Below are 25,163 nucleotides of genomic sequence, written 5' to 3' on the forward strand. Positions count from 1 at the left end.
GATGACCGGCCCGGCGTTCGGGCTCAGAGGATCTCCCCCGGCGCGTAGGCGGCGGCCTCCGGGTGGCGGGCGGTGACGGCCTCCACCCGGCGTACGACCTCCTGGACCTGCGCGACGGCGGCACCGGTGAACTCGATCGGCTCGGCGACCAGCGACTGGATCTGGTCCTCGGTCAGCCCGAGACGGGAGTCGGCGCCCAGCTTGGCGAAGACGTCGTTCTCGGCCTGGCCCTTGCGCATCGAGAGCGCGGTGCCGACGGCGGCCTCCTTGATCGCCTCGTGCGCCTCCTCGCGGCCGACACCGTTGCGGACGGCGGCCATCAGCACCTTGGTGGTCGCCAGGAACGGCAGGTAGCGGTCGAGCTCGCGCTGGATCACGGCCGGGAACGCGCCGAACTCGTCGAGCACGGTCAGGAAGGTCTGGAAGAGGCCGTCGGCGGCGAAGAACGCGTCCGGGAGCGCGACGCGACGCACGACGGAGTCGGAGACGTCGCCCTCGTTCCACTGGTCGCCGGCCAGCTCGGAGATCATCGAGAGGTAGCCGCGGAGCACCACCGAGAGGCCGTTGACCCGCTCGGTGGAGCGCGAGTTCATCTTGTGAGGCATCGCGGAGGAGCCGACCTGGCCCTCCTTGAAACCCTCGGTGACCAGCTCGTTGCCGGCCATCAGCCGGATCGTGGTCGAGAGGTTGGAGGGGCCGGAGACCAGCTGGACCAGCGCCGAGACCGCGTCGAAGTCGAGGGAGCGCGGGTAGACCTGGCCGACGCTGGTGAAGACGTTCTCGAAGCCGAGGTGGGACGCGACCCGCTCCTCGAGCGCGGCCAGCTTGTCGGCGTCACCGTCGAGCAGATCGAGCATGTCCTGCGCCGTGCCCATCGGACCCTTGATCCCGCGCAGCGGGTAGCGGGCGATGAGCTCCTCGACCCGCTGGAGCCCGACCAGCATCTCGTCGGCGACCGTCGCGAACCGCTTGCCGAGCGTCGTCGCCTGGGCAGCGACGTTGTGCGACCGACCGGCCATGACGGTGGTCTCGTGCTCGGCCGCGAGCCGCGCCAGGCGGGCCAGCGTCGCGACGGCACGGTCGCGGATCACCTTCAGCGAGGAGAGCACCTGGAGCTGCTCGACGTTCTCGGTGAGGTCCCGCGAGGTCATGCCCTTGTGGATGTGCTCGTGACCGGCCAGCGCGGCGAACTCCTCGATCCGCGCCTTCACGTCGTGGCGAGTCACCCGCTCGCGCGCGGCGATCGAGTCGAGGTCGACGTCCTCGACGACCTTCTCGTACGCCTCCACCACCCCGTCGGGGACGTCGATGCCGAGATCCTTCTGGGCCTTGAGCACCGCGATCCAGAGCTGACGCTCCAGGACGATCTTGTGCTCGGGACTCCAGATCCCGGCGAGGTCGGCCGCGGCATAGCGGTTGGCGAGAACGTTGGGCACCACAGTCACGGCGGATATTCTCCCATGCTCCGTGCCCACCCCCACTAACGTGGCGGTATGGCCTTGCGGATCCTCGCCAGCCGGCCCGATCCGGCGATCTACACCCTGCCCTGGTCACTCCCCCTGGAGGACTGGCCGGATGATGTCGTGGTGCCGCTGGCCCGCGGGCTGAGTCGCCATGTCGTACGCATCGTGCGGGTGCGCAACAACATCTACGCGGTCAAGGAGACCCAGGCCGACATCGCCCGGCGGGAATACAACATGCTGCGCGAGCTGCAGCGCCTCGGCCTGCCGACCGTGGTCGCCAAGAGCGTCGTCACGGGTCGCAAGGACCGCGACGGCAACGACCTCGGCGCCGCGCTGATGACCGAGCACCTCACCTACTCGCTCCCCTACCGCGCGCTGTTCGAGCGGGGCCTGGCCGCCGACCGGCTCCCCAGCCTGATCGACGCCCTCGTCGTCCTGCTCGTACGCCTCCACCTGGCCGGCTTCTACTGGGGCGACGTGTCCTTGTCGAACGTCCTGTTCGTGCGCGACGCGAACGGGTTCGCGGCCTACCTGGTCGATGCCGAGACCGGGGAGCTGAAGCCGGAGCTCTCCGACCGGTTGCGGGAGTACGACCTCGAGGTCGCCTACCAGAACATCTACGGCGAGCTGCTCGACCTGCAGGCGAGCGAGTCCCTGCCCGAGGCCTTCCCGATCGACGCGATCGTCGAGCGGCTGCAGAGCCGCTACGACGCGCTGTGGCGTGAGCTCACCGAGGAGCAGGTCTTCTCCGCCGAGGAGATGTGGCACATCGAGCAGCGCATCGAGCGCCTCCACGACCTCGGCTTCGACGTCGAGGAGCTCGACATCACCACCAGCGAGGACGGCGACACCGTCGCGCTCCGCCCGCGGGTGGTCGAGCTCGGCCACCACCGCCGCGAGCTGCGTACGCTGACCGGGCTGGACGTCCAGGACGCCCAGGCACGGCGGATCCTCAACGACATCTCCGCCTTCCGCGCCACCCGCGACCTCGGCGACCGGCCGATCGAGGTCGCGGCGAGCCGCTGGCTGCGCGAGGTCTACGAGCCCATCGTCGCGATGCGCCCGCCCGGCGCCGCCGCCAAGCTCACCCCGGCGCAGATGTTCCACGAGATCCTCGAGCACCGCTGGGTGCTCTCCCAGTTCGCCGGCGAGTGGGTCAAGCTCATCAACGCCGCCGAGTCCTACTACGAGGACGTCATCCAGCACCGGCCCGACGAGGCCGTCACCCCGCCCGGCGAGGAGTGAGCCGGGCCCGTCATAAGGTGGCCACGTGAAGATCCTCGTCGTCGGCACCGGTGGTCGTGAGCACGCGCTCGCTCTGAAGCTCTCCCAGGAAGGGAACGAGGTGTACGCCGCGCCCGGGAACCCGGGGATCGCAGAGTTCGCCACGCTCCGGGACGTGGACATCATGTCCGGTCCCGCGATCGCCTCCCTGGCCGGCGAGCTGGGCGCCGATCTGGTCGTCGTCGGGCCCGAGGCGCCGCTGGTGGCCGGGGTGGCCGACGCGGTCCGTGAGGCGGGGATCCCGGTCTTCGGACCGTCGGAGGCTGCCGCGCAGCTCGAGGGTTCGAAGGCGTTCTCCAAGGACGTGATGTCGGTGGCCGGCGTGCCGACCGCGGGCTCGCGGGTGGCGACCACGCCGGAGGAGGCTGCCGCCGCGCTGGACGAGTTCGGCGCTCCGTACGTCGTCAAGGACGACGCTCTCGCCGCGGGCAAGGGTGTCGTCGTGACGCGTGACCGCGAGGAGGCGCTGGCCCACGCGGCCGCGTGCGAGCGGGTCGTCATCGAGGAGTTCCTCGACGGCCCCGAGGTCTCGCTGTTCGCGATCTGCGACGGCACGCGGGCCTACGCGCTGCAGCCGGCGCAGGACTTCAAGCGGATCTTCGACGGCGGCAAGGGCGGCAACACCGGCGGGATGGGTGCCTACTCGCCGCTGCCGTGGGCGCAGCCGGACCTGGCCGACGTCGTGCTGACGACCGTCGTCCAGCCGACCCTGGTCGAGATGGAGAAGCGCGGCGCTCCCTTCGTCGGGTGCCTCTACGTCGGGCTCTCGCTGACCGCCAAGGGTCCGAAGGTGATCGAGTTCAACTGCCGCTTCGGTGACCCCGACATCCAGCCGGTCCTCGCTCTTCTGGAGTCCTCCCTCGGCGACCTGCTCCTCGCGGCGGCCACGGGTGCGCTGGACACAGTCGAGGCGCCGACGTTCTCCGACGGTGCCTCGGTGACCGTCGTGCTGGCCTCGGCCGGCTACCCGGAGTCGTCCTCGAAGGGCGACGTCATCACCGGCGCCGGCAACGCCAACTCGATCAACGACGTGGACGTGATCCACGCCGGCACGGCGATCGTCGACGCCTCCACTCCCGAGGAGCCCGACCACCGCCACCTGGTCACCGCGGGAGGCCGGGTGCTGGCGGTCCGCGCGAAGGGCTACGACATCGACGACGCGCGCTCGAGGGCGTACGCAGCTGCCGACCTCGTCAGCTTCGACGGTCTTCAGCGGCGCTCCGACATCGCGGCCGAGCCGCTCGGCGTCGTCGAGGGCGCCTCGCTGCTTTGAGCATCGGCGTACCCTGCCGAGCATGACCTGGGTCGTGTTCGGCGTCGCAGTCGTTGTCGTGCTCGGCCTGATCATCGCGGCCTGCCACAAGGCCCTGCGCTCCTCGCGCCGCGGCGTCTCGTCCGGGATCGGCGACGGTCTCGGCAACTTCATCGACGTCTTCGACCCGGGCAACGCCCGCGCCGCGCGCGACCTCGAGGAGCAGGACAACGTCGTTCACGTGGTCCCCTCGCCCGACGGCGACGACCCGCCCTACGGGGTCGACCTGAAGGCCGGACGCGTCACCATCCGCCGTTCGGTGACCTGACCTCTCACGCCGCGGCTGGCACTCCCAGCGCCAGCAGGTCCCGAGCCACCCGCTCCGGCTCATCACGCAGTTCGCGGGCTGTGCACCTGACGATGATGCGGTCGGTTGCTGCCAAGGCACGTTGCCTTGCCAGGTCGTCCTCCCAGTGCTCGGCCTCCATGTGGAAGCCGCCGTCCACCTCGAGCACTAGAGTGCGTCCGTTCCGGGAGCTGCCACTCGCAGTCGGTGTAGCGGGTCCGTCCGTCGGCATCTCTGCGCTTCACCTGGCGCGTGGGTTTCGCCAAGCCGAAACTCCGGCACATGCGTTTGACGTCCATCTCCGCCAGCGACTGAGCGCCTCCCCCGATGTCCTCGATCGCCCGCCGCAACGTCGCGGCGCGTCTCAGCGGAGCCAGCCTCTCCAACCACTCGAGCAGATCCTCAGGGCTGGCCAGCTGTTGCTGGATCACGGCCGCGAGCACCCCCTGAGCCGTCCGCTCTGACCGATCGGCGGCCGCGAAGAGGAGAACCGCCGGCTCGATGCGACACCGAGGCGGTGAACCCACCTCACGCAGCGATCGCCGGATCCTGACAAAGCGAACGTCGGAGAGCGGGCTGGGCCGCCCACGTGCGTACGGAACGAGGACCGTGACCTCGTCCCGGTGCCAGTTCTTCAGGCCGGCGAGCGTCGCCGCCGTGAGTCCTCCGGCCATCGCACCGTCACCGGCGTGCAGGACCGCATGCCAGATCCGCTGCTCGTCACTGAGCTCCCCGGTCGTCGTCGCGATCACGGTCGGCGACAACAGCTGCCACCGCTCCGACTCGATCCTGTGCGCCACGCTCCAACGGGTCATACCCGCCTCGGCCAACTGCGCGCGAGTGATCAGTCCACCCTGCTCATCAGCAACGCCTCGCCAGCGTCCAACTCCGCTCCCCATGGTTGCTACCCCAACCCACCCGGCCACGCCGGGCAACAGCAACAGGTGGAGGTTGTGGATAACCACGAGTTGTGAAGCTGAGAGTGACCTATAGGCCACTCTCAGCTTCACAACGTCAGGTCAGCGAGTTGATGATGACGGTCTCGTCGCGGGCCGGGCCGACGCCGATGACCGACATCGGGGCGCCGGAGATCTCCTCGACGTACTTCACGTACGCCTGAGCGTTGGCCGGGAGGTCGGCGAACGACCGCGCGCCCGAGATGTCTTCCTTCCAGCCCGGCAGCATCTCGAAGATGGGCTTGGCGTGGTGGAAGTCGGACTGGTTGACCGGCATCTCGTCGTGGCGGACACCGTCGACGTCGTACGCCACGCACACCGGGATCTCCTCGAGGCCGTCGAGCACGTCGAGCTTGGTGAGGACGAAGTCGGTGACGCCGTTGACGCGGGCGGCGTAGCGGGCGATGACCGCGTCGTACCAACCACAGCGGCGCGGGCGTCCGGTGGTCGTGCCGAACTCGTGGCCGTTGTCGCGCAGGTAGTCGCCGGACGGGTCGAAGAGCTCGGTCGGGAACGGCCCCTCGCCCACACGGGTGGTGTAGGCCTTCACGATCGCGACGACGCGGTCGATCCGGGTCGGCGGGATGCCGGAGCCGGTGCAGGCGCCGCCCGAGGTGGCGTTGGAGGAGGTCACGAACGGGTAGGTGCCGTGGTCGACGTCGAGCAGGGTCGCCTGGCCGCCCTCGAGCAGCACGGTCTCGCCCCGGTCGAGCGCCTGGTTGAGCAGCAGGCCGGTGTCGCAGACCATCGGCGCGATCCGGTCCGCGTAGGACAGCAGATCCTCGACGACCGCGTCGACGGTGAAGCCACGACGGTTGTAGACCTTCGAGAGCAGCTGGTTCTTCAGCTCCAGGGCGCCCTCGACCTTGCCGCGCAGGATCGACTCGTCGAAGAGGTCCTGGACGCGGATGCCGATGCGGTTGACCTTGTCGGCGTAGGTCGGGCCGATCCCGCGGCCGGTGGTGCCGATCTTGCGCGAGCCGAGGAAGCGCTCGGTGACCTTGTCGAGCTGGCGGTTGTAGTCGGCGATGACGTGGGCGCTGGCGGACAGCTTCAGCTTGGAGATGTCGACGCCGCGCGCCTCCAGACCGGTCAGCTCCTCGAAGAGGACCGCGAGGTCGACGACCACGCCGTTGCCGATCACCGGCGTCACGCCGGCGGTCAGGATGCCGCTGGGCAGCAGGTGGAGGGCGTACTTCTCGCTCTGCCCGTCTTCTTGGCGAATGACGACGGTGTGGCCGGCGTTGTTGCCGCCGTTGAACTTGACGACGTAGTCGACGTGCTCACCGAGCAGGTCGGTCGCCTTGCCCTTGCCTTCGTCGCCCCATTGGGCACCGATGATCGTGATCGCGGGCATGTGTGTCGCTCCTTCGCTCCGGACGGAGTCCCTCCGGGCGTGCCCGGCTGCTCAACGCACCAATATCTCGTGTGTGTTGGATCCATCTACAAATGCAAAAAACCCTGGCAAGACCAGGGCTCTTGCGACCACACGCTAGCAAATTCAGGCGCGTACGTCACAGCCAGGCTCGCCGGGCGGCCTCTACACCCGCCTCGAACCGTGAGGTCGCACCGAGCTCCTCGAGCAGTTCGGCGACCCGTCGCCGGACCGTACGCAGCGAGACTCCCAGCCTCCGGGCGATCTGCTCGTCCTGGGCTCCGCTGGCCAGCTCGGCGAGCAAGAGGCGGCGCTCGGCGTTCGGCAGGTCCTCGAGCTCGGCCGCCGGGAGGGCGCGGCGCCACAGCTCCTCGAAGTAGCTGGTCACCACCTCGACGATGCCCCGCTGGCGTACGTTGATCATCGGCTGCTCCACCGGGCCGAGCGGGTCGGGGAACATCGCGTGCGTGCTGCCGACCACCATCAGGTGGGTGCCGACGCGCGGCAGGATCCGGATCTCCTCACCGATCTCGATCCGCATCCGCAGCACGTCGGGCGCCTGCTTCAGGGCGGCCACCGGGTAGATCCCACGACACCGGCGACCCGACTTGATCGTGGACTCGATGACCGAGATGAACCGCATCTCCGAGGGATGCACGGTCACCGCCGGGCGCAGCCACATCATGTCGCCCGATGTGGTCGAGACCAGCCGCTCGAAGGTCTCCGGCGTGAACTCGGTCGCGATCACCTCGCCCTCGATCGGGTGCTCCTCGCCGATCTGGGCCGGGAGGCGTGCGGCGGTGCCTGCGACGTACGGGACCGACTGGGAGATCTTCAGCAGATGGTCGTGGGCGTCCTGGGCTCTGGTCGCGGCCCGCTCCAGCATGTGGGCGACCACGGCGGTCGGGCTGAGCACGGTCAAGGTCTCGCCGATGGAGACGACACCGCTCTCGACCAGCGGCGCGGCCTCCTCCTTCAGCTCCTCCTCGGAGGTGGACAGCGTCGCCGCCACCACCATGCACGGCCACCCGGTGAGCGGAAGGAGGCGGCTGTAGAGCTGAGCCGCGCCCGGGTCGAACCCGAGCGCGGTCATCAACGTTTCCGACCGGCCGTTCTCCATACCCGGCACTTTAGTCTCAGGTACGGAGGTGGGCCTTGATCAAGGTATGCAGACGAGGTCTCGCTTCTCCTGCGGAGCTCCGCAGGAGAAGCGTGCCTTCGGCTGCATACCCTTCGACAGGCTCAGGACACCGCCTTGACGAAGGGACAAGCCGCCGCGTCAGGCCTCGGGCTTCAACAAGGGGAAGAGGATCGTTTCGCGGATCCCGGCACCGGTGAAGAGCATGATCGCCCGGTCCAGGCCGAGCCCGAGACCACCCATCGGCGGGGCGCCGTACTCCAGCGCGCGCAGGAAGTCCTCGTCGAGCTGCATCGCCTCGGGGTCGCCGCCGGCGGCGAGGAGGGACTGGGCGGTGAGGACCTCGCGCTGCACGACCGGGTCGATCAGCTCGGTGAACCCGGTGCCGCGCTCGACACCGCCGATGATCAGGTCCCAGGCGAGCACCTTGCCCGGCTCCTCGTCGTTGATCCGCGCCAGCGGCTGGGCGATCGCCGGGAAGTCGCACAGGAAGGTCGGCTGGATCAGGTGGGGCTCGACCAGCTCGCCGCACAGCTCCATGACGATCTTGGCCGCGTCCCAGGCCGGGTCGAGCTCGACGTCGTGCTTGTCGGCGAGCGCCTTGAGCGTGTCGACGTCGGTGTCGGGGGTGACCTCGACACCGACGGCCTCGGAGACGCCCTCGTAGACCGGCAGCCACTTCCACTCGCCGTCGAGGTCGATGACCCCGGCGTCGGTCTCGACCTGGCGCGAGCCGACCGCGTCGGCGGCGGCGAGGTACATCTGCCGCATCTCCTCGGCGATCGTGAACTGGTCGCCGTAGGCCTGGTAGGCCTCGATCATCGTGAACTCGGGGCTGTGCGTGGAGTCGACGCCCTCGTTGCGGAAGATCCGGCCGATCTCGTAGACCTTGTCGACGCCGCCGACGACCGCCTTCTTGAGGTTGAGCTCGAGCGCGATGCGCAGGGTCATCGGCTGGTCGAACGCGTTCATGTGGGTCTTGAACGGCCGCGCGTGCGCACCACCGTGGATGAGCTGGAGGACCGGCGTCTCGACCTCGAGGTAGCCGTCGTCCTCGAGACGGCGGCGGATCGCCTGGGTGATCTTCGCGCGCGTACGCACCATGTCGCGCGCCTCCTGGCGCACGATCAGGTCGGCGTAACGCTGCCGGACCCGGGCCTCCTCGGAGAGGTCCTTGTGGAGCACCGGCAGGGGCCGCAGCGCCTTGGACGCCATCTCCCAGCTCGAGGCCATGATGGAGAGCTCGCCGCGCCGCGAGGAGATCACCCGGCCGGTCACGGCGACGTGGTCACCGAGGTCGACCAGGCTCTTCCACTCCGCGAGCGACTCCTCCCCCACCTCGGCGAGCGAGAGCATCACCTGGAGCCGGGTGCCGATGCCCTCCTGCAGCGTCGCGAACGCGAGCTTGCCGGTGTTACGGACGAACATGACCCGACCGGCAACGGTGACCACGTCCTGGGTCTCGTCACCGGCCTCGAGCTTGTCCTCGTAGGCCTCGCGCACCTCGGCGAGCGTGTGGGTGCGGCCGACCCCGATGGCGTACGCCTTCTTGCCCTCGGCCAGCAGGCGCTCGCGCTTCTCGCGCCGAACGATCATCTGCTCGTTCAGGTCAGGCCCATCACTGGGCTCAGCGGGCGCGTTGGTGGTCTGCTCAGTCACGGGTCAAGGCTAGGCGAAATCGCTGGTCCGACGCGATTCGGTATTCACCCCAGAAGCGTGTCGTACGCCGTCGGGCTGCTGTCGCGCAGGAACTCGCTGCAGCGCTCCCACTCCTCTGTCTCGCCGATCGCCTTGGCCTGCTCGGCGAGAAGGGCAAGGCTGGTCAGGAAGCCGCGGTTGGGCTCGTGCTCCCACGGCACCGGGCCGTGGCCCTTCCAGCCGTTGCGGCGCAGCATGTCGAGCGAGCGGTGGTAGCCGACGCGGGCGTAGGCGTAGATGGTCACGTCCTCGGCGCCGGTCTCCTTGGCGGCCGTGGCGAGAGCGGCCCAGGCAGAGGGCGAGGCGGGGTGGCGGCGTACGACCTCGGCGGGGTCGGTGCCGGCGGCCAGCTCGTCGGTCGCGGGGTCGGCGGGGAGGTGGGTCGGCGGCGGTCCGGCCATCAGGTCCTGGTGGGTCATACGCACCATTGTGCCCGCAGCCACCGACCGTCTTTCCCCGGGCAGACCGATCAGGGAGATGTCGGCGCGCGGGTGTTGACTGTGGCCATGACCCAGCCCGTGACGCAGACGACCTCAGCGCAGACGACGGAGCACCCGTGGCGGGCGCTGTTCGCGCTGTGCATCGGCTTCTTCATGCTGCTGGTCGACATGACGATCGTGACCGTCGCGACGCCGGACATCATGGCCGAGCTCGACGCGAGCGCCAACGCGGTGCTGTGGGTGACCAGCGCCTATCTGCTGGCCTACGCCGTGCCGGTCCTGATCATGGGCAGGCTCGGTGACCGCTTCGGGCCCAAGTGGATCTACATCGCCGGCCTGGCGGTCTTCACGGCCTCGTCGCTGTGGTGCGGGCTCGCCGGCAGCATCGAGTCGCTGGTGGCCGCGCGGGCGGTGCAGGGTCTCGGCGCGGCGATGATGACGCCGCAGACGATGGCGACCATCACCCGGATCTTCCCGGCCGAGCGGCGGGGCGCGGCGATGGCGCTGTGGGGCGCGACGGCGGGCATCGCGACGCTCGTCGGCCCGCTCGCGGGCGGGGCGCTGGTCGCGATCGGCGGCTGGGAGTGGATCTTCTTCGTCAACGTGCCGATCGGCATCATCGCGATCGTCCTCAACTGGCTGATGGTGCCCGCGCTGGAGACCCACGCGCACGTCTTCGACTGGCTCGGCGTGGCGCTCAGCGGCGTCGGGATGTTCTGCGTGGTCTTCGGCCTGCAGAACGGCGAGCAGCGCGGCTGGGACGCAGTCACCTGGGCGCTCGTCGCCGGCGGCGTCGCGATCATGGCGCTCTTCGTCTGGTGGCAGGCGCGCAACCGCAAGGAGCCGTTGGTGCCGCTGTCCATCTTCACCGACCGTAACTTCTCCGTCTCCAGCCTGGCGATCTCCTGCATGGGCTTCGCGGCCGTCGCGCAGGGCTTCCCGCTGATGCTGTACGCCCAGCTCGTTCGCGGCTACACCGCGCTCGAGGCGTCGCTGCTGATGGTCCCGATGGCGCTGGTCTCCCTCCTCGCCGCGCCGCTGGTCGGCCGGCTGAGCGACCGGATGCATCCGCGGCTGCTGACCGGCGTCGCCTTCTTCCTCTGCTCCGTCTCGCTCTTCTGGCTCGCGGTGCCGATGACCGTCGACTCCCAGCTGTGGCAGCTGCTGGTGCCGATGGCCGTCTTCGGCCTCGGCTCGGCCGCCGTGTGGGCGCCCCTCGCGGCGACCGCCACCCGCAACGTGCCGATGCGGCTGGCCGGCGCGGGCGCCGGGGTCTACAACGCCACCCGGCTGGTCGGGTCGGTGATCGGCTCCGCCGCGGTCGCCGTGCTCATCGACCTCCGCCTCAACGCCCACGGCCTCGGCGGATCGCTGGCGGGCGGCCACGAGACCGTGGCGGGCTCCTCGGTCCCGCCCGCAGTGGCTACGGAGTTCGCCGAGGCGATGTCCGAGGTGATGCTGCTGCCGGCGGTCGCGCTGGCGGTCGGCTTCGTGGCGGTGCTCTTCTTCACCACGCCGCGTCACATGGTGAAGCCGTCAGCCTAAGGCGACGGAGAGCGGCAGCCCGCGGCACGGGATCATGTCCCGGGCAGTGGTGAGCGGGGCGCCGGTGGCCAGCTGCGGGTCGGCGGAGACGATCGCCTTGCCGTGGCCGTTGACCAGCGTCGCGCCGGCCTCACGAAGCCCCGGCAGCAGCATCGTCTCGAGCGTCTCGACCAGGGTGTCGGCCCCCGCGACGCCGACCATGCGGCCCCCGGCATAGACGGGCATCGTCGTGGTCATGACGTACTCGTCGGTGCAGACGAAGTCGACGTACGGCCCGACGAGGGTCAGCTCGCCGGTGCGTTCCGGCGAGCGATACCAGGGCTGGCGGGTGTAGTCGATCGCCTCGCCGGTGCCCGGCGCATCGGCGTCGCCGAGGAAGTCACGCTCCTCGCCCTGCCACCAGACGAGGTAGAGCCGGCGGTCGCTCAGCACGCCCGGGGCCACGACGAAGCCACCACCGATGAGGTCGGGGTTGCGCAGGAACTCCAGCGAGCCGGGCTCGAGCCGCTCCCGCAGGGATGCGGTGGTCACCGGGCCGGACTCGAAGAGGGCGGCCACCTCGCTGCGTACGCGCTCGAGCTCGGTCACGATCGGCCCGAAATGCTGCTCGACCTGAGCCACACAGTCGAGGGGAGTCATCGTGTTAGTCATCGTCGCACCGCCTCATGGATCTCGGCCAAGCGTTCAAGGGAGTGGGCGACGTGCTCGCGTACGCTCTCCCGTGCCCTGACAGCATCTCCTGCTGCGAGGGCTTCGACAAGCTCCTGGTGGCGGGTCGCCGTGGCCTCCCGGAACCCCGGCTCGTTGAGCGGGATCCGGAGCAGCGCGCCGAAGTCCGCCTCCTGACGCACCACCTCGCGGGTCATCCGGGCCGACTGGGTCAGCGCGGCCACCGACAGGTAGAGCTCGCTGTCGGCGCTACGCCAGCGGGCCACGTCGCTGACGTTGAGCGGGATCAGCAGGTCGCGCAGGTCCTCGACCTCGTCAGGGTCCGTACGCTCCGCCGCGATCTCCGCACAGCCGGTGAGCACCACCAGGTAGACCGTGGCCCGGTCACGCAGCTCGACCCGCGACATCGAGGCGAGCCGTTCCTCGACGAGGTCGCCGCTCTCGGGGGCACGTACGAACGAGCCACCGCCCCGCCCCCGTGTCGTCACCACCAGGCCCTTGGCGCGCAGCGCGACCAATGCCTCCCGTGCGGTGACCGTCGCGACGCCGAGCATCTGGGCCAGTTCCGGTTCGCTGGGGAGCCGCTCGCCGTGTGCGAGCACGCCGGAGCGGATCGCCTCCGCGAGCCGGTTCTCGACGCGCGCAGCCCGGCCTTCGTCGCCGATCGGGGCGAAGATTGCCGCGCGAGCTCGGGAGGTCATCACACGCACACCGAAATCCTAATGTATGGATCTAGATGATTCGGCCCTCAGATCTGTTCGAATCTGTTCGAATGCGCACGGAAACTTCATGAATTTCGTCTTAACCATCTGGCCCCATGGGCGTTTCTATGCCTAACCTGTGCGCACGGCTGACGCACACTGGTGTCGGTCACCCAAGAACGTCGGATGTCCAGGGCTTGTGGGGGGCGCTGGGCATCCGACTCCTTGGTTTTGCGGCCGTCGCGCCGCCGCTCGAGACCCAGCCGGAAAACGCAACAGGGCGGGGAGAGCCTCTCGGCTCTCCCCGCCCTGTTTCTCGGCGTGCGTCGGCTAGAACACCGCGGCCACGGCGCTGGTCAGCGCGTCACCGATGTTGTCCAGCAGGCCACCCTCGTCATCTTCGGCGGGAGCTTCCTCGGTCGCCTCGTCAGCAGGCTCCTCGGTCGTCGGCCGCGCAGCCGGGGTCTCCGACTCGCTCGGCGTCGCCTCGGGCTCCGCCGGCTCCTCAGCAGGAGCCTCAGCAGTGTCCTCGCCGCCCGGGAGGATGTCATCCAGACCCGGCAGCAGCGGCGAGTTCTCCTCGGTCGGCTGCTCCTCGGCAGGAGCGTCCTCGGCCGGGGCCTCCGGCGACGCCGGCTTGTCGGCCGGAGCGTCGGACTTGTCCTCGCCCGGCGTGTTCGAGCGGAGCGCGGTGTTGCCGTTGAGCTCCCTGGCCTCGCTACCGTCCGAGTTCACCGTCAGCGTCCGGCTGGCAGCCGACTCGTTGCCGTCACCGTCGATCGCCGTCACCGTGACCCTGGTCGTGTCCCACAGCAGGACACAGGTCGCCTGGAACGTGGTCTCACCGGTGACCGTGCCACCGAAGCACAGTCCACCGTTGACGCTGATCCGGTAGTCGATCTCCGCGGCCGGCGTGACGCCGTCCTCGTCCACCGACGGATTCCAGGTCAGGGTGAAGCCGAGCGGACCCTCGGCGCTCGCGTCGAGGCCGGTCGGGACCGTCGGCGCGATCTTCGTGGTCGTGCCCGAGACCCCGGCGGAGCGTGCGGACTCATTGCCGGCGCCGTCGACGGCCTGCACGGAGTAGGTGTACTCGGTGCCGGCCTTCAGACCGGTGTCCTCGTACGACGTCCCGTTGACGGGGCCGACGAGGTCGCCGTTGCGGTAGAGGTTGTAGGAGACGTCGCCGACGCCGTTCTCGTTGTCGTCGGAGTCGGACCAGCTCACGTTGAGCGTGCTGTCGCTCGGGTCGCCCTCTTCGACGGTCAGGTCCGCAGGCACCTCAGGCGCCGTGACGTCCATGACGCACTCGACGTCGTTGCTGTCCTCGGACTCGTTGCCGGCCTTGTCGGTCGCAGTGACCCAGAACCGGTAGGTCTCCCCGGCCCGAAGGTCGTTGAAGGTCGCGGAGGTCCGGTCGGTGTCACCCGGGTTGCCGGCGTTGGGACGCGACGTCACCGTGTAGTGGGAGATCCCGCTCTTGTCCTGCGCCTCGGACCAGTCGATGGTCACGGCGGTGTTGCTCAGGACCCTGCAGCCGGCGATCGTCACCGGGTCGGGAGCAGTCTCGTCTTCCTCGCCCGGCTCCTCGCCGTCGTCACACTGCGGCAGCCACGGGAACAGCTCACACTCGGTGGGCTCCTCCGTCGGCGGAGTCGTCGGCGGCGTCGTCGGCGGGGTGGTCGGCGGAGTCGGCTCCTGGCACTGGGTCAGGTCCGGGCGGATCTCGCAGATGTCCACACCGGCGCCCGGCGGACGAGTGTCCTCGCAGGCGCTCGGGTCGAGCTCACAGGTGGGCGTGCTGCCCGACGGGACGTTGCCCGCGGGGATGAAGGTCACACCGGTGTTCGCAGCCGGGACGATGTCGTCGTCGACGACCTCCGGCTCGTCGGAGTCCTTCTCCGACGGCTTGTCGTCGGGCTCGAGAGTGTCCGGGTCACTGGGGAGCGAAGACTCCCCGGTGGTCGGATCCTCCTTCGGCGAGCTCTGTGGATCGCTGTTCACGGTGCACGAGAACAAGACGAGTAGCAGGATCAGAATGATCGCGCCTATGACGATTCCGCCGATTGTGCGGTTTCGCGCAGTGGTTTCCATACCGAGGATGTCCCTCCCAAGATCAACGCCAAAGGGACGGTTCGACCTTGTTACCCGAGGGTCGCCGTCCAGCTAGGGCATTGAATCGCTTTACCAATGACCGGCACAACGACATAAGCCCGAGTTTGCTATGCCGTGTGCCACAACGTTTTCCGAACCGGGACCATTGGCCCATCCCCGGCGTGTCGCTCAGCCGATGGAATTGCCCGCAGAACCGAGATGCTGGGCACCCTCGACGACCCGAGTGGCCATACCGGCCTCAGCGAGCTTGCCCCACGCGCGAGGATCGTACGCCTTCTTGTTTCCGACCTCGCCGTCGACCTTCAGAACGCCGTCGTAGTTGGCGAGCATGTGGCCGGCGACCGCGCGGGTGTAGGCGTACTGGGTGTCGGTGTCGATGTTCATCTTGACCACGCCGTAGGAGACCGCCTCGGCGATCTCCTCGGCGCTCGAGCCGGAGCCGCCGTGGAAGACGAGGTCGAACGGCTTGGCACCGGCCAGGAGGCCGAGCTTGGTGACGACGGCGTCCTGGGCGTCACGCAGGATCGCAGGACGGAGCTTGACGTTGCCCGGCTTGTAGACGCCGTGCACGTTGCCGAAGGTGAGCGCGGTCAGATAGCCCTCGACGCCCAGCGCGTCGGCGGTCGCGATGGCGTCCTCGGGGGTCGAGTAGAGCTTGTCGTCGATCGCTCCGACGATGCCGTCCTCCTCGCCACCGACGACGCCGACCTCGATCTCGAGCACGATGTGGGCGGCCTTGGCCTTCGCCAGCAGCTCCTCGGCGATCTGCAGGTTCTCGGCCAGCGGCACCGCGGACCCGTCCCACATGTGGCTCTGGAACAGCGGCGCCTCACCGCGCTGGACGCGCTCGGCGGAGAGCTCGAGGAGGGGACGTACGAAGCCGTCGAGCTTGTCCTTGGGGCAGTGGTCGGTGTGGAGCGCGATATTGACGTCGTAGGACTTGGCGACCTCGGTCGCGTACGCGGCGAAGGCCACCGAGCCGGTCACCATGTTCTTGACCGTGGGGCCGGAGAGGTACTCCGCGCCGCCGGTGGAGATCTGGATGATGCCGTCCGAGCCGGCCTCCGCGAAGCCGGCCAGTGCCGCGTTGAGCGTCTGCGACGAGGAGACGTTGATCGCGGGGAAGGCGAAACCCTTCTCCTTCGCGGTCGCGAGCATCTCGGCGTACTTCTCGGGGGTGGCGATGGGCATCTGGAGGTTCTCCTTGAGATCCGTTGTCGACCGGTGCGCTGGTGGCCAGCGTAATGCGCCCCCGACCACCCGTTGCCAACGCTCGGAGTTGGATCGATCAAGCAGGACAACCGATCTGCCGCGAGATCCGTATCCAGGGGTGAGACTGAACTTGGAGGCCATCATGGACTGGCAGGAAACCCTCGAGCGGGCGATCCCCCAACCCCCGCCGACACACTCGGACCCGGCTGCGCTGGTGGCAGACGGGAAGAAGCTCGTACGCCGCCGGCGGCTCGCCGTCGTCGCCGGCACCGCCGCCGCGGTGGCCGCCGTGGTCGGTATCGGCGCGATGGTCGTTCCCTCGCGCGACAGCGCCACCCCGAACCCGCCGATCGCGACGCAGTCGACGGACGAGGAGTGGCCTCCCGCTGTCGACATCCCGCTGAGCGACCAGGCGCCCGTCGCGTACGACTTCGACACCGGCGAGACCACGCTCCAGCCGGGCTGGACGGAGGTCGACCGTGTCGAGGAGCCCACCGATCTCAGCGACACACTGGCGATCGCCGCGACAGACGGGCAGAAGACGATCTACGCCTACTTCTTGGACCGGGCCGACATCTCGTTCACCGACGCTTCTCGCACGACCAACGACTTCCAGACGTGGGCGCACAACATCTCCAACACCACGCCGGGCGCCACCCTGAGACCCGATGGCGGGTTGGAGGCCGGCGGAGACGGTTGGAGGGTCGTCCGAAGGATCTCGAACCCGCTCGGCTACGACGCGCCCTGGGACTCGGCCGGGGTGGTCTTCGAGCGAGACGGCATCGAGCGGTGGGGTCTCGTCAGAGCGTGCCACACGCCAACCACCACCCTGGACTCTGAGGGTGGCTCCACCTATGCCATCCCCGGTCAGACGATCGAGGACTGGCTGGCCGACATCGAGGAGTCGGATCGCACGGCCTATCGTCCGAATGACCGCTACCTCGAAGAAGCCGCCATCACCGACGTGGTCGAGTTCAACGGCTCGACTGTTGTTCCCACCGCGGACGGGGTGAAGGTCCTCGAACAGGTCGCCGACCCGGACATCAACGAGTCCTTCACTGCCGAGACGTCACAGACCGCTGCCGCGCGGATCACGGTCGACGGCAAGGAGCAGTACGTCCTCGTCCAGGAGAAGGAGAGTGCTACGCGGACGAAGAACGTCTCGTGGGCGTTCGCCTACAACCTGCTCCCGGCGCCGTACGCCGAGGATCGAGGTCCGTTCTCACTCGACGAGTTCGCCGAGATCGTTCGGCGAAACAACAGCCCCAAAGGGGGGCCGTGGGCATGAGCGCGCACGACGAGGCCTTCACCGCGTTCGTCGCGGCCAGGCGGCCGCACCTCGTGCGGGTGGCGTACGCGCTGTGCGGCGACTGGCACCGGGCGGACGACCTGGTGCAGACGTCGCTGCTGAAGCTGTACGCCTCGTGGCGCCGGGTCGAGTCGGGGTCGGAGGAGGCGTACGTCCGGACGATCCTGGTCCGCGCCCACATCGACCAGACCCGGCGGCCGTGGTGGAAGCGGGAGCGGTCGGGCGACCTGCCGGAACGGCCCGGTCCCGCGGACCAGGTCGAGGAGCGGTCCGAGCTGTTCGCGGCGCTCCAGGCGCTGCCGGAGATGCAGCGCAAGGTGGTCGTCCTGCGTCACTGGCTGCAGCTGTCGGTCGCCGAGACCGCGCGCGAGCTGCGGATCAGCGAGGGCACGGTCAAGAGCCACTCCTCGCGCGGCCTCGCCGCGCTGCGTACGTCCCTGGAGTGGGGGGACGCCTCCCGGACCTGACCGACCAGCAGGAGACGGAGCAAGAACGGTCGGGCGGGCATGCCCCTGACGCGCCTAGCGTCGGGGGCATGCCCAAGGTCACCTACTTCACCGCAACGTCCCTGGACGGCTACATCGCCGATGAGAACAGCTCGCTGGACTGGCTCTTCGAGACGCCGCACGGCGACGACGAGAGCTCATGGGAGCGGCTGATGGCGGAGTCGGCGGCGCTGGTGATGGGCGGTACGACGTACCGCTGGATGATCGACCACGATCCGGAGATGCTGACCGGCCCGGAGAAGTGGCGGGAGTACTACGACGAGCGGCCGGTGTGGGTGTTCACGCACGCGACCGACCTGCCGGAGGTCCAGGGCACGCAGGTCCGCTTCGTGCAGGGCGACGTGAAGCCCGTCTACGACGAGATCGCGGCCACCGTCGACGGCGGGATCTGGCTCGTGGGTGGTGGGGATCTGGTCGGCCAGTTCGACGACGCCGGCCTGCTCGACGAGGTCGTCGCCGGGATCTGCCCGGTCACCCTCGGCGCCGGGGCGCCACTGCTCCCCCGCCGCATCACCAGCAAGCGGATGAGCGTCATCGACGTCCTGCGGACCGGCGAGCAGGTCCAGATCCGCTACCGGATCGAGAGGCGCTGAAAGCCCCCGCTGCCGCCCGGCCCCGAGGCCACGCACCCACGAAAGTGGGGCACATCCGGGCGACCCGGGAGTTAACTTTAGCGGATCCATTTCTCGCGGGTGACACCGGGTCGTAACCGGGTTACAACCCGCCGTCAACCGCGCCAGGCCTGCTCGGAGGAGAGGTCGGCGTGCTGGACGACCCAGGAGTGCATCGCGATCGCCGCGGCGGCGGAGGCGTTGATGGACCGCGTCGAGCCGAACTGGGCGATCGAGAAGGTGCCGTCGACGCTCTCGCGAGCCTGCTCGGACAGACCCGGGCCCTCCTGCCCGAACAGGAAGCAGACCGACTTCGGCAGCTCCATGGTCTCCAGGTGGAGCGAGCCGGGCAGGTTGTCGATGCCGAGGAGGCGTACGTCTCGTTCATGGAGGTACGCCGCGAGCGCGGGCACGTCGGGGTGGTGATGGACGTGCTGGTAGCGGTCGGTGACCATCGCGCCGCGGCGGTTCCAGCGGCGGTTGCCGACGATGTGCACCTCGGCGGCCAGGAAGGCGTTGGCGGTGCGGACGATGGTGCCGATGTTGAAGTCGTGCTGCCAGTTCTCGATGGCGACGTGGAAGCCGTGGCGGCGCCGGTCGAGGTCGGCGACGATCGCCTCGAGCGTCCAGTAGCGGTAGCGGTCGACCACGTTGCGGCGGTCGCCATTGGCCAACAGCTCCGGATCCCAGTGCTCCCCCTCGGGCCATTCACCCGGCCACGGGCCCAGTCCGACCTCCGGCTGCCCGTGGGGCATCGGGTCGTAGGGCGCTCTGGAATCAGCCTCGGACGGTCGTGTCTCGTTCATCGACGAGTCAGAATATTCGACAACAAGAGTTGTTACCTATGGGTACCGTAGGGGCCGTGACAGGTGCGGGGAATTTTGCGCCGATGTTGGCCGGTTTGGAATGGATGAGTCCGGACTTTCTGCTGGCCACTTTCGGCGAGCCGCTCTTCTGGATCAGCCTGATCATCATCTTCATCGAGTGCGGTCTCTTCTTCCCGTTCCTCCCCGGTGACAGCCTGCTGATCGCGCTCGGAATCTTCATCGCGACCGGCAAGATCGACATCTTTCCCGGGCCACCCGGCGTCGAGATCGTCATCGCGATGCTCTTCTTCGTCGCCGCGGCGTTCGCCGGCAACGTGACCGGCTATGAGATCGGCCGAAAGATCGGTCCGCGGCTCTATGAACGCGACGGCCGGTTCATCAAAAAGAGGCATTTCGACCAGACCCGTGAGTTCTTCGACAAGCACGGCAACAAGGCGTTGGTGATCGGCCGGTTCATCGCTTTCGTACGCACCTATGTCACCGTCGTCGCGGGAGTCACCCACATGGACCGGCGACGGTTCTACTTCTGGAGCCTCGTCGGCGGCGTGCTGTGGGTGCTGGCGGTGACGCTGTTCGGCTTCTTCGTCGGGTCCCGCTGGCCCTGGCTGGCCGACAACATCGACTACCTGATCCTGCTGCTCTTCGCGCTCGCGTTCCTGCCCGCGATGGTCGAGTGGTGGCGCCGGCGGCGTACGGCCTCCCGGCTCGCCGGGGACCTCGACCACGACGGTCACGCGGACCGCGACATCTTGGGGTTGGCCGTCCGACCTCGCACACCGGCGGACGACGCCGACCACCGGGCCGACCACTAACGCCTCAGACGCCCTCGGGCAAGTCGCTCCAGGGCTTCCTCGATCACCTCGCGCTGCTTGGTGAAGGTCCACCTGACCAGCTGCTTCCCGGCATCGGTGTCGTAGAACCCCTGCAACGGGATGGCCACGACGCCGGCCCGCTCGGGCAGCGCGCGGCAGAACTCGAGCCCGTCGTTCCAGCCGAGGTCGGTGATGTCGGAGACGGCGAAGTAGGTGCCCTCCGGGATCGTCACGTCCAGGCCGATCTGCTTCAGCCCGTCGCACAGCAGGTCGCGCCGCCCCTGCAGGTCGAGGGCGAGCTCCTTGGGCCAGTGGTCGAGATGCTCGAGCGCGTACGCGGCAGCCGGCTGCAGCGGGGCACCGGAGGTGAACGTCAGCCACTGCTTGGCGCCCAGGAGCGCCTGGACCAGGTGCTCCGGGCCGGTCGCCCAGCCGACCTTCCAGCCGGTGAAGGAGTAGGACTTGCCGATGCTCGACAGGGTCAGGGTGCGCTCGCGCATTCCGGGGAGCGTGGCGATCGGGACGTGCTCCACGTCGTCGAAGGTCAGGTGCTCGTAGACCTCGTCGGAGACCACCGTCAGGTCGTGCTCGACCGCGAAGGCGGCGACCGTCTCCAGCTCCTCACGGGTGAGCACCGTGCCGGTCGGGTTGTGCGGGGAGTTGAGCAGCAGCACCTTCGTCTTCGGGGAGACAGCGGCCTCCAGCGCCTCGCGCGGCAGTCTGCCGCCCGCCGCGGACGCGTCCAGGCTCAGCGTCACCGGGCGACGTACGCCGCCTGCGAACTGCACCATGGCCGGGTAGCTGTCGTAGTAGGGCTCGACGAGGATCACCTCGTCGCCCGGGTCGACCAGGGCGAGGATCGCCGCCGCGATGCCCTCGGTGGCGCCGGTGGTGACCGCGACCTCGCGCGCCGGGTCAAAGGTCATGCCGTAGTGGCGTTCCTGGTGGGCCGCGACCGCCTCACGCAGCGCCGGGATGCCCGGGCCGGGGGCGTACTGGTTCCGTCCACCTTCGAGGGCAGCGACGGCTTCCTTGATGATCTCGTCGGGGCCATCCACGTCGGGGAAGCCCTGGCCGAGGTTGACCGCGCCGGTGGCGGCGGCCAGAGCGGACATCTCGGAGAAGATCGTCGGCGGGATGCCGTGGAGTCGTCGTGCCGTCATACGACTTAGGCTAGGACCCGTGACCACGGACCAGACCCTTGCTGCCGACATCGACGCCACCTGCCGCCTGCACGGGGAGTTCACGCTCCGCTCGGGACAGGTCAGCGACACGTACTTCGACAAGTACCTCTTCGAGGCGAACCCGGCTCTGCTGGATCGTGTCGCAGCACGGATGGTCGAGCTGCTCCCGGAGGGGACCGAGCTGCTCGGCGGCCTCGAGCTCGGCGGCATCCCGATCGTGACCATGGTGTCGGCCAAGACCGGCATCCCGGCGATCTTCATCCGGAAGAAGGCCAAGGAGTACGGCACCGCCAAGCTCGCCGAGGGCCCGTCCTTCGAGGGCAAGCGCGTGACCCTGATCGAGGACGTGATCACCAGTGGCGGGGCGGTGCGGGATGCCGTCAACGCGCTCCGTCCGCTTGGTGCGGTCGTGGACACTGTGGTGTGTGCGATCGACCGGTCGCCCGAGCCCGGCGAGTCCCTTCGTGACGTCGAGCTGGAGATCCGGTCGGTGCTGACCCGGGCCGACCTGGACGCGGTCAACGCGGCCTCCTAGGGGATCCACAACTCAGGTCGCTAGGCTTCGCCCGCCCCGGCCCACCCACACACTTCGAAGAGAGCATCATGATCCTCACCGCCACCCAGCCCGAGGAGCTCACCGGCGTCGCCGGCTGGGCGGTCGACCTGATGGACAAACTCGGCCCGGTGGGTGCGGGGCTCGGTATCGCGCTGGAGAACCTCTTCCCGCCGCTGCCCTCGGAGATCATCCTGCCGCTGGCCGGGTTCACCGCCGCGCAGGGACGCTTCACGATCGCCGAGGCGCTGATCTGGACCACGCTCGGCTCGGTCGTCGGCGCGCTCGTGCTCTACCTGATCGGTGCTGCCATCGGCCGTGAGCGGGTCTACTGGATCGGCGAGAAGCTGCCGCTGGTCAAGACCTCCGACCTGGAGAAGACCGAGGCGTTCTTCGAGAAGTACGGCGCCTGGACGGTCTTCTTCGGCCGCTTCATCCCGATCTTCCGGTCGCTGATCTCGGTGCCCGCCGGGGTCACCCGGATGCCGATCTGGAAGTTCCTGCTCCTCACCACCGTCGGCTCGGCGATCTGGAACACCATCTTCGTCGTCGCCGGCTACCAGCTGGGCGACAACTGGGAGAAGGTCGAGCCGATCGTCGGGCGCTTCCAGAACGTCGTCATCGTGGTCGTCGCCGTCGCCGTCGTGGCCTGGATCGGCCTGCGCATCTACAAGATCGTCCGCGGATCCGACAACGGAGCCAAGGACGACTCGCTCGTCTCCTAGGTCTAGAACTGCTGGTGGGTCGGCGGTGTCATACCCGGCGCCGCCGGCGGCTGCCAGGGGTCGGCGGGCTTCCGCCGGGCGAACCAGTTGCCTGCCCTGCCGACGTACAGCATCAGCAGCGCGGCGATGATCAGCGCGGGATAGAGCACCACGAAGAGCGAGAGCAGCGCGGCGATCGAGCCGACCACGGTGAGCAGGATCCGGGCCGCCTTGGAGCGGAACAGCACCATGATCCCGAGCGGGATGGCGACCAGGCTGAGTACGCCGCAGACGGCGAACCAGATGATCATGAACAGCGTCACGCCTTTGTCCGAGGACGTCGGGTCGTTGTAGTCGGCGATCCCCGCGGGCACCATGAACACCGAGATCAGCAGCGCGATCACGGACCCCACGATCGTCATGACCGACGCCGCGACCACCGTCCCTGGGCGAGTGTCGGGATCGGGCTGCGGATAGTGAGGGCGAAGGTACGCCGGGGGCTGCTGACCCATCGCGTACTGGCCGTAGACCGGGGGCACCTGGCCCCATCCCTGGGGCTGCTGCGGCTGTGTCGGCTGCGGGGCGGCGTACGGCGTCGGGGGCGGCGGCTCCTGCCCCTGGAACGGCGGCTCGCCGCCATAGGGGTTGTCGAAGGAGCCGTACTGGTCAGACATGTCGCGGAGCCTATCCGGCCCGCAGGGTCAGCCGCGCTGCTTTACTGCCGCGGGCCTTCGCTTCGGCCACGGAACCAGGCCGCGACCTCGGGCCGCAGCAGGAACGAGAAGCTCGCGACCGCGGCGCCGAAGAGGACCACCGCCGGCGGGAAGGCGAGCGCGAAGAGGAGCAGCGAGAGCGCCGAGACGCCTGCGGAGATCATCAGCGCGACCCGGGCCCAGGAGTGGCGGCGGATCGCGAAGGCGGCGAACACGGCGGCGGCGACGCAGACGAGCGCCACCAGCACGGCCATGATCCAGACCGAGGCGACGATGACGTCGGTGGTGTAGAGCGCCGCCACCTCCCGCATGTTCGGGTCGCTCTCCGCCTGCTTGCGCACCTGCTCGAGGATCAGGTCGGGGTTGGCGGTCGCCGTCACCGCCGAGGCGAGCATCATCAGCGCGGTCAACCCGGAGCCGATCCAGGTGAGCACCGCCGCCGCCGTCACGGCGCCCGGACGGCGCTTGGGTGCTGCCTTGGCGGGCTGGGCGATCGCACCGGTCCACGGCGGCGGCTGCTGCTGTGAGAGCCGAGCCTGTCCGGAGGTCGAGCCGGTCGGGGTGGTCGAAGCGGACGAAGCTGGGGTCTCCGGCGGAGCCGGCGCGACGTACGACTCCTGGTCGGGGTCGCCGCTGTCGAGCGCCTCCCGCTTCGTCGGCGAGACGCCGTCGAACCAGTCGCGGGTGGGCGACATCCACAGGAGTACGACAGCCACCGCGGACAGCGTGGACCAGAACCCTCCGCCGAACATGCCGGCGAAGAAGAGCGGCGCCGCGATGACGGTGAGCGCGAGCCGAGCCTGCTTGTTGCGCTGCAGCACGTGCCAGCCGAGGATCACTGCCGCTGCCGCCATGGCGCCGGTGACCAGCGCCATCACGTGCATCAGATCGAGGATGTTGTCGAGGCCGATCCCCGAGCCGGCGAGTGGCGGCTCGGCCAGCACCTCTTCCACCCGCTCCCGGGTGTCCAGGCTGCGCAGCCCGGAGATCTGGTCCCAGGCCGTCACCACGGTGAGCAGTGAGCCGAGCACGATGAGCCACCCGGCGAGGGTGGCCTGACCGGGGCGGGGAAGCTTCGTTTCAGACATGTCGGGAATCATTTTCTCATCCCTGCCAACCCCACCCACCGCGAGGGCGACGTACGTGCCTATTCGGCGCGGAGGCGGTCGAAGGCTTTCGGCGCGGTGAGGGCGGGAAGGGCCTCGGCGATCTCCTTCGCGCACGCGGCCGGGGTCGCGGTGGTGGAGTCGACGCGGAGGTCGTACGGGTGCGAGTAGACCAGGGTCTGCGACCGGGCGAGGCCGGCAGGACGGTCGCCGCGGGCGGCCTCCCGGCGTTCGAGCTCTTCGGGCGAGCACCAGACCTCGACGAGCGTGACGTCGTAGCCGTCGAGCACCTCGAGCAGATCCTCGAGTCGCCAGATCTCGCTGAGCGGGTAGTCCATGATCACGTCGTTGCCGACCGAGGCCAGGGCCGCGACCGCGCGGTGGTAGCCCAGCCGGGTCCGCCGCAGCATCTCGGCGATCTCGGCGTCGTCGAGCTCCCGCGTATGGACCGTCGACCGCATCCCGCTGATCCCGTCGACCGGCACGAGGAACCACGGGTCCTCGAGCAGCGGCAGCAGCTCCTGCCCGATGCTGCTCTTGCCCGAGCTCGACGCCCCGTTCAACAGGAGGATCCGACCCTTGCGCACGCGAGGAGACTACTGCCGAGGCGTCACGTACGTCGGCCGAGTGGGCACCTGCGTGCC

25 protein-coding genes are annotated in these 25,163 nt (G+C 69.0%); 10 read left to right on the top strand and 15 right to left on the bottom strand.

Features of this window, described 5'->3' with window-relative positions:
* Positions 1 to 23: 23 nt before the first annotated feature.
* Complete coding sequence (gene purB / locus ABZU72_RS15025) at positions 24 to 1,454, bottom strand: adenylosuccinate lyase (RefSeq protein WP_355019659.1); 1,431 nt, start codon at positions 1,452 to 1,454, stop codon at positions 24 to 26.
* 39 nt (positions 1,455 to 1,493) lie between these two features.
* Between purB and ABZU72_RS15030 the strand changes: the two genes are divergently transcribed.
* The 3 genes from ABZU72_RS15030 to ABZU72_RS15040 are packed head-to-tail and all read left to right on the top strand — an operon-like array spanning position 1,494 to position 4,327.
* Positions 1,494 to 2,708: a DUF4032 domain-containing protein gene (locus ABZU72_RS15030; protein WP_355019640.1), complete on the top strand. Its 1,215-nt coding sequence runs from the start codon at positions 1,494 to 1,496 to the stop codon at positions 2,706 to 2,708.
* 25 nt (positions 2,709 to 2,733) lie between these two features.
* Positions 2,734 to 4,020 carry a phosphoribosylamine--glycine ligase gene (gene purD, locus ABZU72_RS15035; RefSeq protein WP_355019641.1) on the top strand — a complete coding sequence of 429 codons (1,287 nt, stop codon included), beginning with the start codon at positions 2,734 to 2,736 and terminating at the stop codon, positions 4,018 to 4,020.
* A 22-nt stretch (positions 4,021 to 4,042) separates the two neighbouring features.
* The gene (locus ABZU72_RS15040; RefSeq protein WP_355019642.1) at positions 4,043 to 4,327 is read left to right on the top strand and encodes a hypothetical protein; all 285 of its coding nucleotides are present in this window, start codon (positions 4,043 to 4,045) and stop codon (positions 4,325 to 4,327) included.
* Between the two features lie 4 nt (positions 4,328 to 4,331).
* On the opposite strand, the gene ABZU72_RS15045 is transcribed toward ABZU72_RS15040, so the two are convergent.
* The 5 genes from ABZU72_RS15045 to ABZU72_RS15065 form a co-directional block, all read right to left on the bottom strand.
* Positions 4,332 to 4,577: a DUF559 domain-containing protein gene (locus tag ABZU72_RS15045; protein WP_355019643.1), complete on the bottom strand. Its 246-nt coding sequence runs from the start codon at positions 4,575 to 4,577 to the stop codon at positions 4,332 to 4,334.
* Between the two features lie 782 nt (positions 4,578 to 5,359).
* Positions 5,360 to 6,658 carry an adenylosuccinate synthase gene (locus tag ABZU72_RS15050; protein WP_355019644.1) on the bottom strand — a complete coding sequence of 433 codons (1,299 nt, stop codon included), beginning with the start codon at positions 6,656 to 6,658 and terminating at the stop codon, positions 5,360 to 5,362.
* Positions 6,659 to 6,815: 157 nt separating this feature from the next.
* Positions 6,816 to 7,769 carry a helix-turn-helix transcriptional regulator gene (locus ABZU72_RS15055; RefSeq protein ID WP_355019645.1) on the bottom strand — a complete coding sequence of 318 codons (954 nt, stop codon included), beginning with the start codon at positions 7,767 to 7,769 and terminating at the stop codon, positions 6,816 to 6,818.
* 186 nt (positions 7,770 to 7,955) lie between these two features.
* Entirely contained in the window at positions 7,956 to 9,422 is a 1,467-nt protein-coding gene (gene lysS, locus ABZU72_RS15060; protein WP_355019660.1) for a lysine--tRNA ligase, read from the bottom strand.
* A gap of 95 nt (positions 9,423 to 9,517) precedes the next feature.
* The gene (locus ABZU72_RS15065) at positions 9,518 to 9,931 is read right to left on the bottom strand and encodes a DUF3151 domain-containing protein (protein WP_355019646.1); all 414 of its coding nucleotides are present in this window, start codon (positions 9,929 to 9,931) and stop codon (positions 9,518 to 9,520) included.
* Between the two features lie 87 nt (positions 9,932 to 10,018).
* Here ABZU72_RS15065 and ABZU72_RS15070 point away from each other — a divergent pair, with 87 nt between their 5' ends.
* Positions 10,019 to 11,497 (top strand): DHA2 family efflux MFS transporter permease subunit, encoded by a 1,479-nt coding sequence (locus ABZU72_RS15070; protein WP_355019647.1) that lies wholly within the window; start codon positions 10,019 to 10,021, stop codon positions 11,495 to 11,497.
* On the opposite strand, the gene ABZU72_RS15075 is transcribed toward ABZU72_RS15070, so the two are convergent.
* From ABZU72_RS15075 to fbaA, 4 genes are all read right to left on the bottom strand, one after another.
* Positions 11,489 to 12,148 (bottom strand): cache domain-containing protein, encoded by a 660-nt coding sequence (locus ABZU72_RS15075; protein ID WP_355019648.1) that lies wholly within the window; start codon positions 12,146 to 12,148, stop codon positions 11,489 to 11,491. The two genes, ABZU72_RS15070 and ABZU72_RS15075, sit on opposite strands and share 9 nt — an antisense overlap.
* Positions 12,145 to 12,867, bottom strand: a complete 723-nt coding sequence (locus tag ABZU72_RS15080; RefSeq protein ID WP_355019661.1) for a GntR family transcriptional regulator — start codon at positions 12,865 to 12,867, stop codon at positions 12,145 to 12,147. Before ABZU72_RS15080 ends, ABZU72_RS15075 begins: the two co-directional genes overlap by 4 nt.
* 330 nt (positions 12,868 to 13,197) lie before the next feature.
* Positions 13,198 to 14,871, bottom strand: a complete 1,674-nt coding sequence (locus tag ABZU72_RS15085; RefSeq protein WP_355019649.1) for a fibronectin type III domain-containing protein — start codon at positions 14,869 to 14,871, stop codon at positions 13,198 to 13,200.
* A 279-nt stretch (positions 14,872 to 15,150) separates the two neighbouring features.
* On the bottom strand, positions 15,151 to 16,338 hold the full coding sequence (fbaA, locus tag ABZU72_RS15090; RefSeq protein WP_355019650.1) for a class II fructose-bisphosphate aldolase: 1,188 nt from the start codon (positions 16,336 to 16,338) through the stop codon (positions 15,151 to 15,153).
* Here fbaA and ABZU72_RS15095 point away from each other — a divergent pair.
* From ABZU72_RS15095 to ABZU72_RS15105, 3 genes are all read left to right on the top strand, one after another.
* On the top strand, positions 16,337 to 17,482 hold the full coding sequence (locus ABZU72_RS15095) for a hypothetical protein (RefSeq protein WP_355019651.1): 1,146 nt from the start codon (positions 16,337 to 16,339) through the stop codon (positions 17,480 to 17,482). The two genes, fbaA and ABZU72_RS15095, sit on opposite strands and share 2 nt — an antisense overlap.
* Complete coding sequence (locus ABZU72_RS15100; RefSeq protein WP_355019652.1) at positions 17,479 to 17,970, top strand: SigE family RNA polymerase sigma factor; 492 nt, start codon at positions 17,479 to 17,481, stop codon at positions 17,968 to 17,970. Before ABZU72_RS15095 ends, ABZU72_RS15100 begins: the two co-directional genes overlap by 4 nt.
* Positions 17,971 to 18,038: 68 nt before the next feature.
* Positions 18,039 to 18,602, top strand: a complete 564-nt coding sequence (locus ABZU72_RS15105) for a dihydrofolate reductase family protein (RefSeq protein WP_355019653.1) — start codon at positions 18,039 to 18,041, stop codon at positions 18,600 to 18,602.
* Between the two features lie 134 nt (positions 18,603 to 18,736).
* On the opposite strand, the gene ABZU72_RS15110 is transcribed toward ABZU72_RS15105, so the two are convergent.
* The gene (locus ABZU72_RS15110; protein WP_355019662.1) at positions 18,737 to 19,375 is read right to left on the bottom strand and encodes a TrmH family RNA methyltransferase; all 639 of its coding nucleotides are present in this window, start codon (positions 19,373 to 19,375) and stop codon (positions 18,737 to 18,739) included.
* Between the two features lie 155 nt (positions 19,376 to 19,530).
* Between ABZU72_RS15110 and ABZU72_RS15115 the strand changes: the two genes are divergently transcribed.
* Positions 19,531 to 20,259 carry a VTT domain-containing protein gene (locus tag ABZU72_RS15115; protein ID WP_355019654.1) on the top strand — a complete coding sequence of 243 codons (729 nt, stop codon included), beginning with the start codon at positions 19,531 to 19,533 and terminating at the stop codon, positions 20,257 to 20,259.
* Here the strand turns inward: ABZU72_RS15115 and ABZU72_RS15120 are convergent.
* Positions 20,256 to 21,422 (bottom strand): aminotransferase class I/II-fold pyridoxal phosphate-dependent enzyme, encoded by a 1,167-nt coding sequence (locus tag ABZU72_RS15120; RefSeq protein WP_355019655.1) that lies wholly within the window; start codon positions 21,420 to 21,422, stop codon positions 20,256 to 20,258. The genes ABZU72_RS15115 and ABZU72_RS15120 overlap by 4 nt on opposite strands.
* Positions 21,423 to 21,441: 19 nt before the next feature.
* Here ABZU72_RS15120 and pyrE point away from each other — a divergent pair, with 19 nt between their 5' ends.
* Positions 21,442 to 21,978 carry an orotate phosphoribosyltransferase gene (gene pyrE, locus ABZU72_RS15125; RefSeq protein WP_350715851.1) on the top strand — a complete coding sequence of 179 codons (537 nt, stop codon included), beginning with the start codon at positions 21,442 to 21,444 and terminating at the stop codon, positions 21,976 to 21,978.
* A 68-nt stretch (positions 21,979 to 22,046) separates the two neighbouring features.
* Positions 22,047 to 22,721 carry a DedA family protein gene (locus ABZU72_RS15130; protein WP_350661231.1) on the top strand — a complete coding sequence of 225 codons (675 nt, stop codon included), beginning with the start codon at positions 22,047 to 22,049 and terminating at the stop codon, positions 22,719 to 22,721.
* Between the two features lie 2 nt (positions 22,722 to 22,723).
* On the opposite strand, the gene ABZU72_RS15135 is transcribed toward ABZU72_RS15130, so the two are convergent.
* Genes ABZU72_RS15135 through ABZU72_RS15145 form a run of 3 tightly spaced genes read right to left on the bottom strand, consistent with a single transcriptional unit; the run spans position 22,724 to position 25,106 of the window.
* Entirely contained in the window at positions 22,724 to 23,374 is a 651-nt protein-coding gene (locus tag ABZU72_RS15135; protein ID WP_355019656.1) for a hypothetical protein, read from the bottom strand.
* Between the two features lie 41 nt (positions 23,375 to 23,415).
* On the bottom strand, positions 23,416 to 24,501 hold the full coding sequence (locus ABZU72_RS15140) for a hypothetical protein (RefSeq protein WP_355019657.1): 1,086 nt from the start codon (positions 24,499 to 24,501) through the stop codon (positions 23,416 to 23,418).
* Between the two features lie 59 nt (positions 24,502 to 24,560).
* The gene (locus ABZU72_RS15145) at positions 24,561 to 25,106 is read right to left on the bottom strand and encodes an AAA family ATPase (RefSeq protein WP_355019658.1); all 546 of its coding nucleotides are present in this window, start codon (positions 25,104 to 25,106) and stop codon (positions 24,561 to 24,563) included.
* Positions 25,107 to 25,163 lie beyond the last annotated feature (57 nt).

This window comes from Nocardioides sp. NPDC004968 (assembly GCF_040608935.1).
GTDB lineage: Bacteria > Actinomycetota > Actinomycetes > Propionibacteriales > Nocardioidaceae > Nocardioides.

What these genes read in the sequence shown, in the direction of transcription:
- ABZU72_RS15030 (WP_355019640.1), top strand. Translation starts at nt 1,494, where the DNA reads ATGGCCTTGCGGATCCTCGCCAGCCGGCCCGATCCGGCGATCTACACC.
- ABZU72_RS15040 (WP_355019642.1), top strand. Translation starts at nt 4,043, where the DNA reads ATGACCTGGGTCGTGTTCGGCGTCGCAGTCGTTGTCGTGCTCGGCCTG.
- ABZU72_RS15045 (WP_355019643.1), bottom strand. Translation starts at nt 4,577, where the DNA reads ATGCCGACGGACGGACCCGCTACACCGACTGCGAGTGGCAGCTCCCGG.
- ABZU72_RS15050 (WP_355019644.1), bottom strand. Translation starts at nt 6,658, where the DNA reads ATGCCCGCGATCACGATCATCGGTGCCCAATGGGGCGACGAAGGCAAG.
- ABZU72_RS15055 (WP_355019645.1), bottom strand. Translation starts at nt 7,769, where the DNA reads ATGACCGCGCTCGGGTTCGACCCGGGCGCGGCTCAGCTCTACAGCCGC.
- ABZU72_RS15065 (WP_355019646.1), bottom strand. Translation starts at nt 9,931, where the DNA reads ATGACCCACCAGGACCTGATGGCCGGACCGCCGCCGACCCACCTCCCC.
- ABZU72_RS15070 (WP_355019647.1), top strand. Translation starts at nt 10,019, where the DNA reads ATGACCCAGCCCGTGACGCAGACGACCTCAGCGCAGACGACGGAGCAC.
- ABZU72_RS15075 (WP_355019648.1), bottom strand. Translation starts at nt 12,148, where the DNA reads ATGACTAACACGATGACTCCCCTCGACTGTGTGGCTCAGGTCGAGCAG.
- ABZU72_RS15080 (WP_355019661.1), bottom strand. Translation starts at nt 12,867, where the DNA reads ATGACCTCCCGAGCTCGCGCGGCAATCTTCGCCCCGATCGGCGACGAA.
- ABZU72_RS15095 (WP_355019651.1), top strand. Translation starts at nt 16,337, where the DNA reads ATGGACTGGCAGGAAACCCTCGAGCGGGCGATCCCCCAACCCCCGCCG.
- fbaA (WP_355019650.1), bottom strand. Translation starts at nt 16,338, where the DNA reads ATGATGGCCTCCAAGTTCAGTCTCACCCCTGGATACGGATCTCGCGGC.
- ABZU72_RS15100 (WP_355019652.1), top strand. Translation starts at nt 17,479, where the DNA reads ATGAGCGCGCACGACGAGGCCTTCACCGCGTTCGTCGCGGCCAGGCGG.
- ABZU72_RS15105 (WP_355019653.1), top strand. Translation starts at nt 18,039, where the DNA reads ATGCCCAAGGTCACCTACTTCACCGCAACGTCCCTGGACGGCTACATC.
- ABZU72_RS15110 (WP_355019662.1), bottom strand. Translation starts at nt 19,375, where the DNA reads ATGCCCCACGGGCAGCCGGAGGTCGGACTGGGCCCGTGGCCGGGTGAA.
- ABZU72_RS15115 (WP_355019654.1), top strand. Translation starts at nt 19,531, where the DNA reads ATGAGTCCGGACTTTCTGCTGGCCACTTTCGGCGAGCCGCTCTTCTGG.
- ABZU72_RS15120 (WP_355019655.1), bottom strand. Translation starts at nt 21,422, where the DNA reads ATGACGGCACGACGACTCCACGGCATCCCGCCGACGATCTTCTCCGAG.
- ABZU72_RS15130 (WP_350661231.1), top strand. Translation starts at nt 22,047, where the DNA reads ATGATCCTCACCGCCACCCAGCCCGAGGAGCTCACCGGCGTCGCCGGC.
- ABZU72_RS15135 (WP_355019656.1), bottom strand. Translation starts at nt 23,374, where the DNA reads ATGTCTGACCAGTACGGCTCCTTCGACAACCCCTATGGCGGCGAGCCG.
- ABZU72_RS15140 (WP_355019657.1), bottom strand. Translation starts at nt 24,501, where the DNA reads ATGTCTGAAACGAAGCTTCCCCGCCCCGGTCAGGCCACCCTCGCCGGG.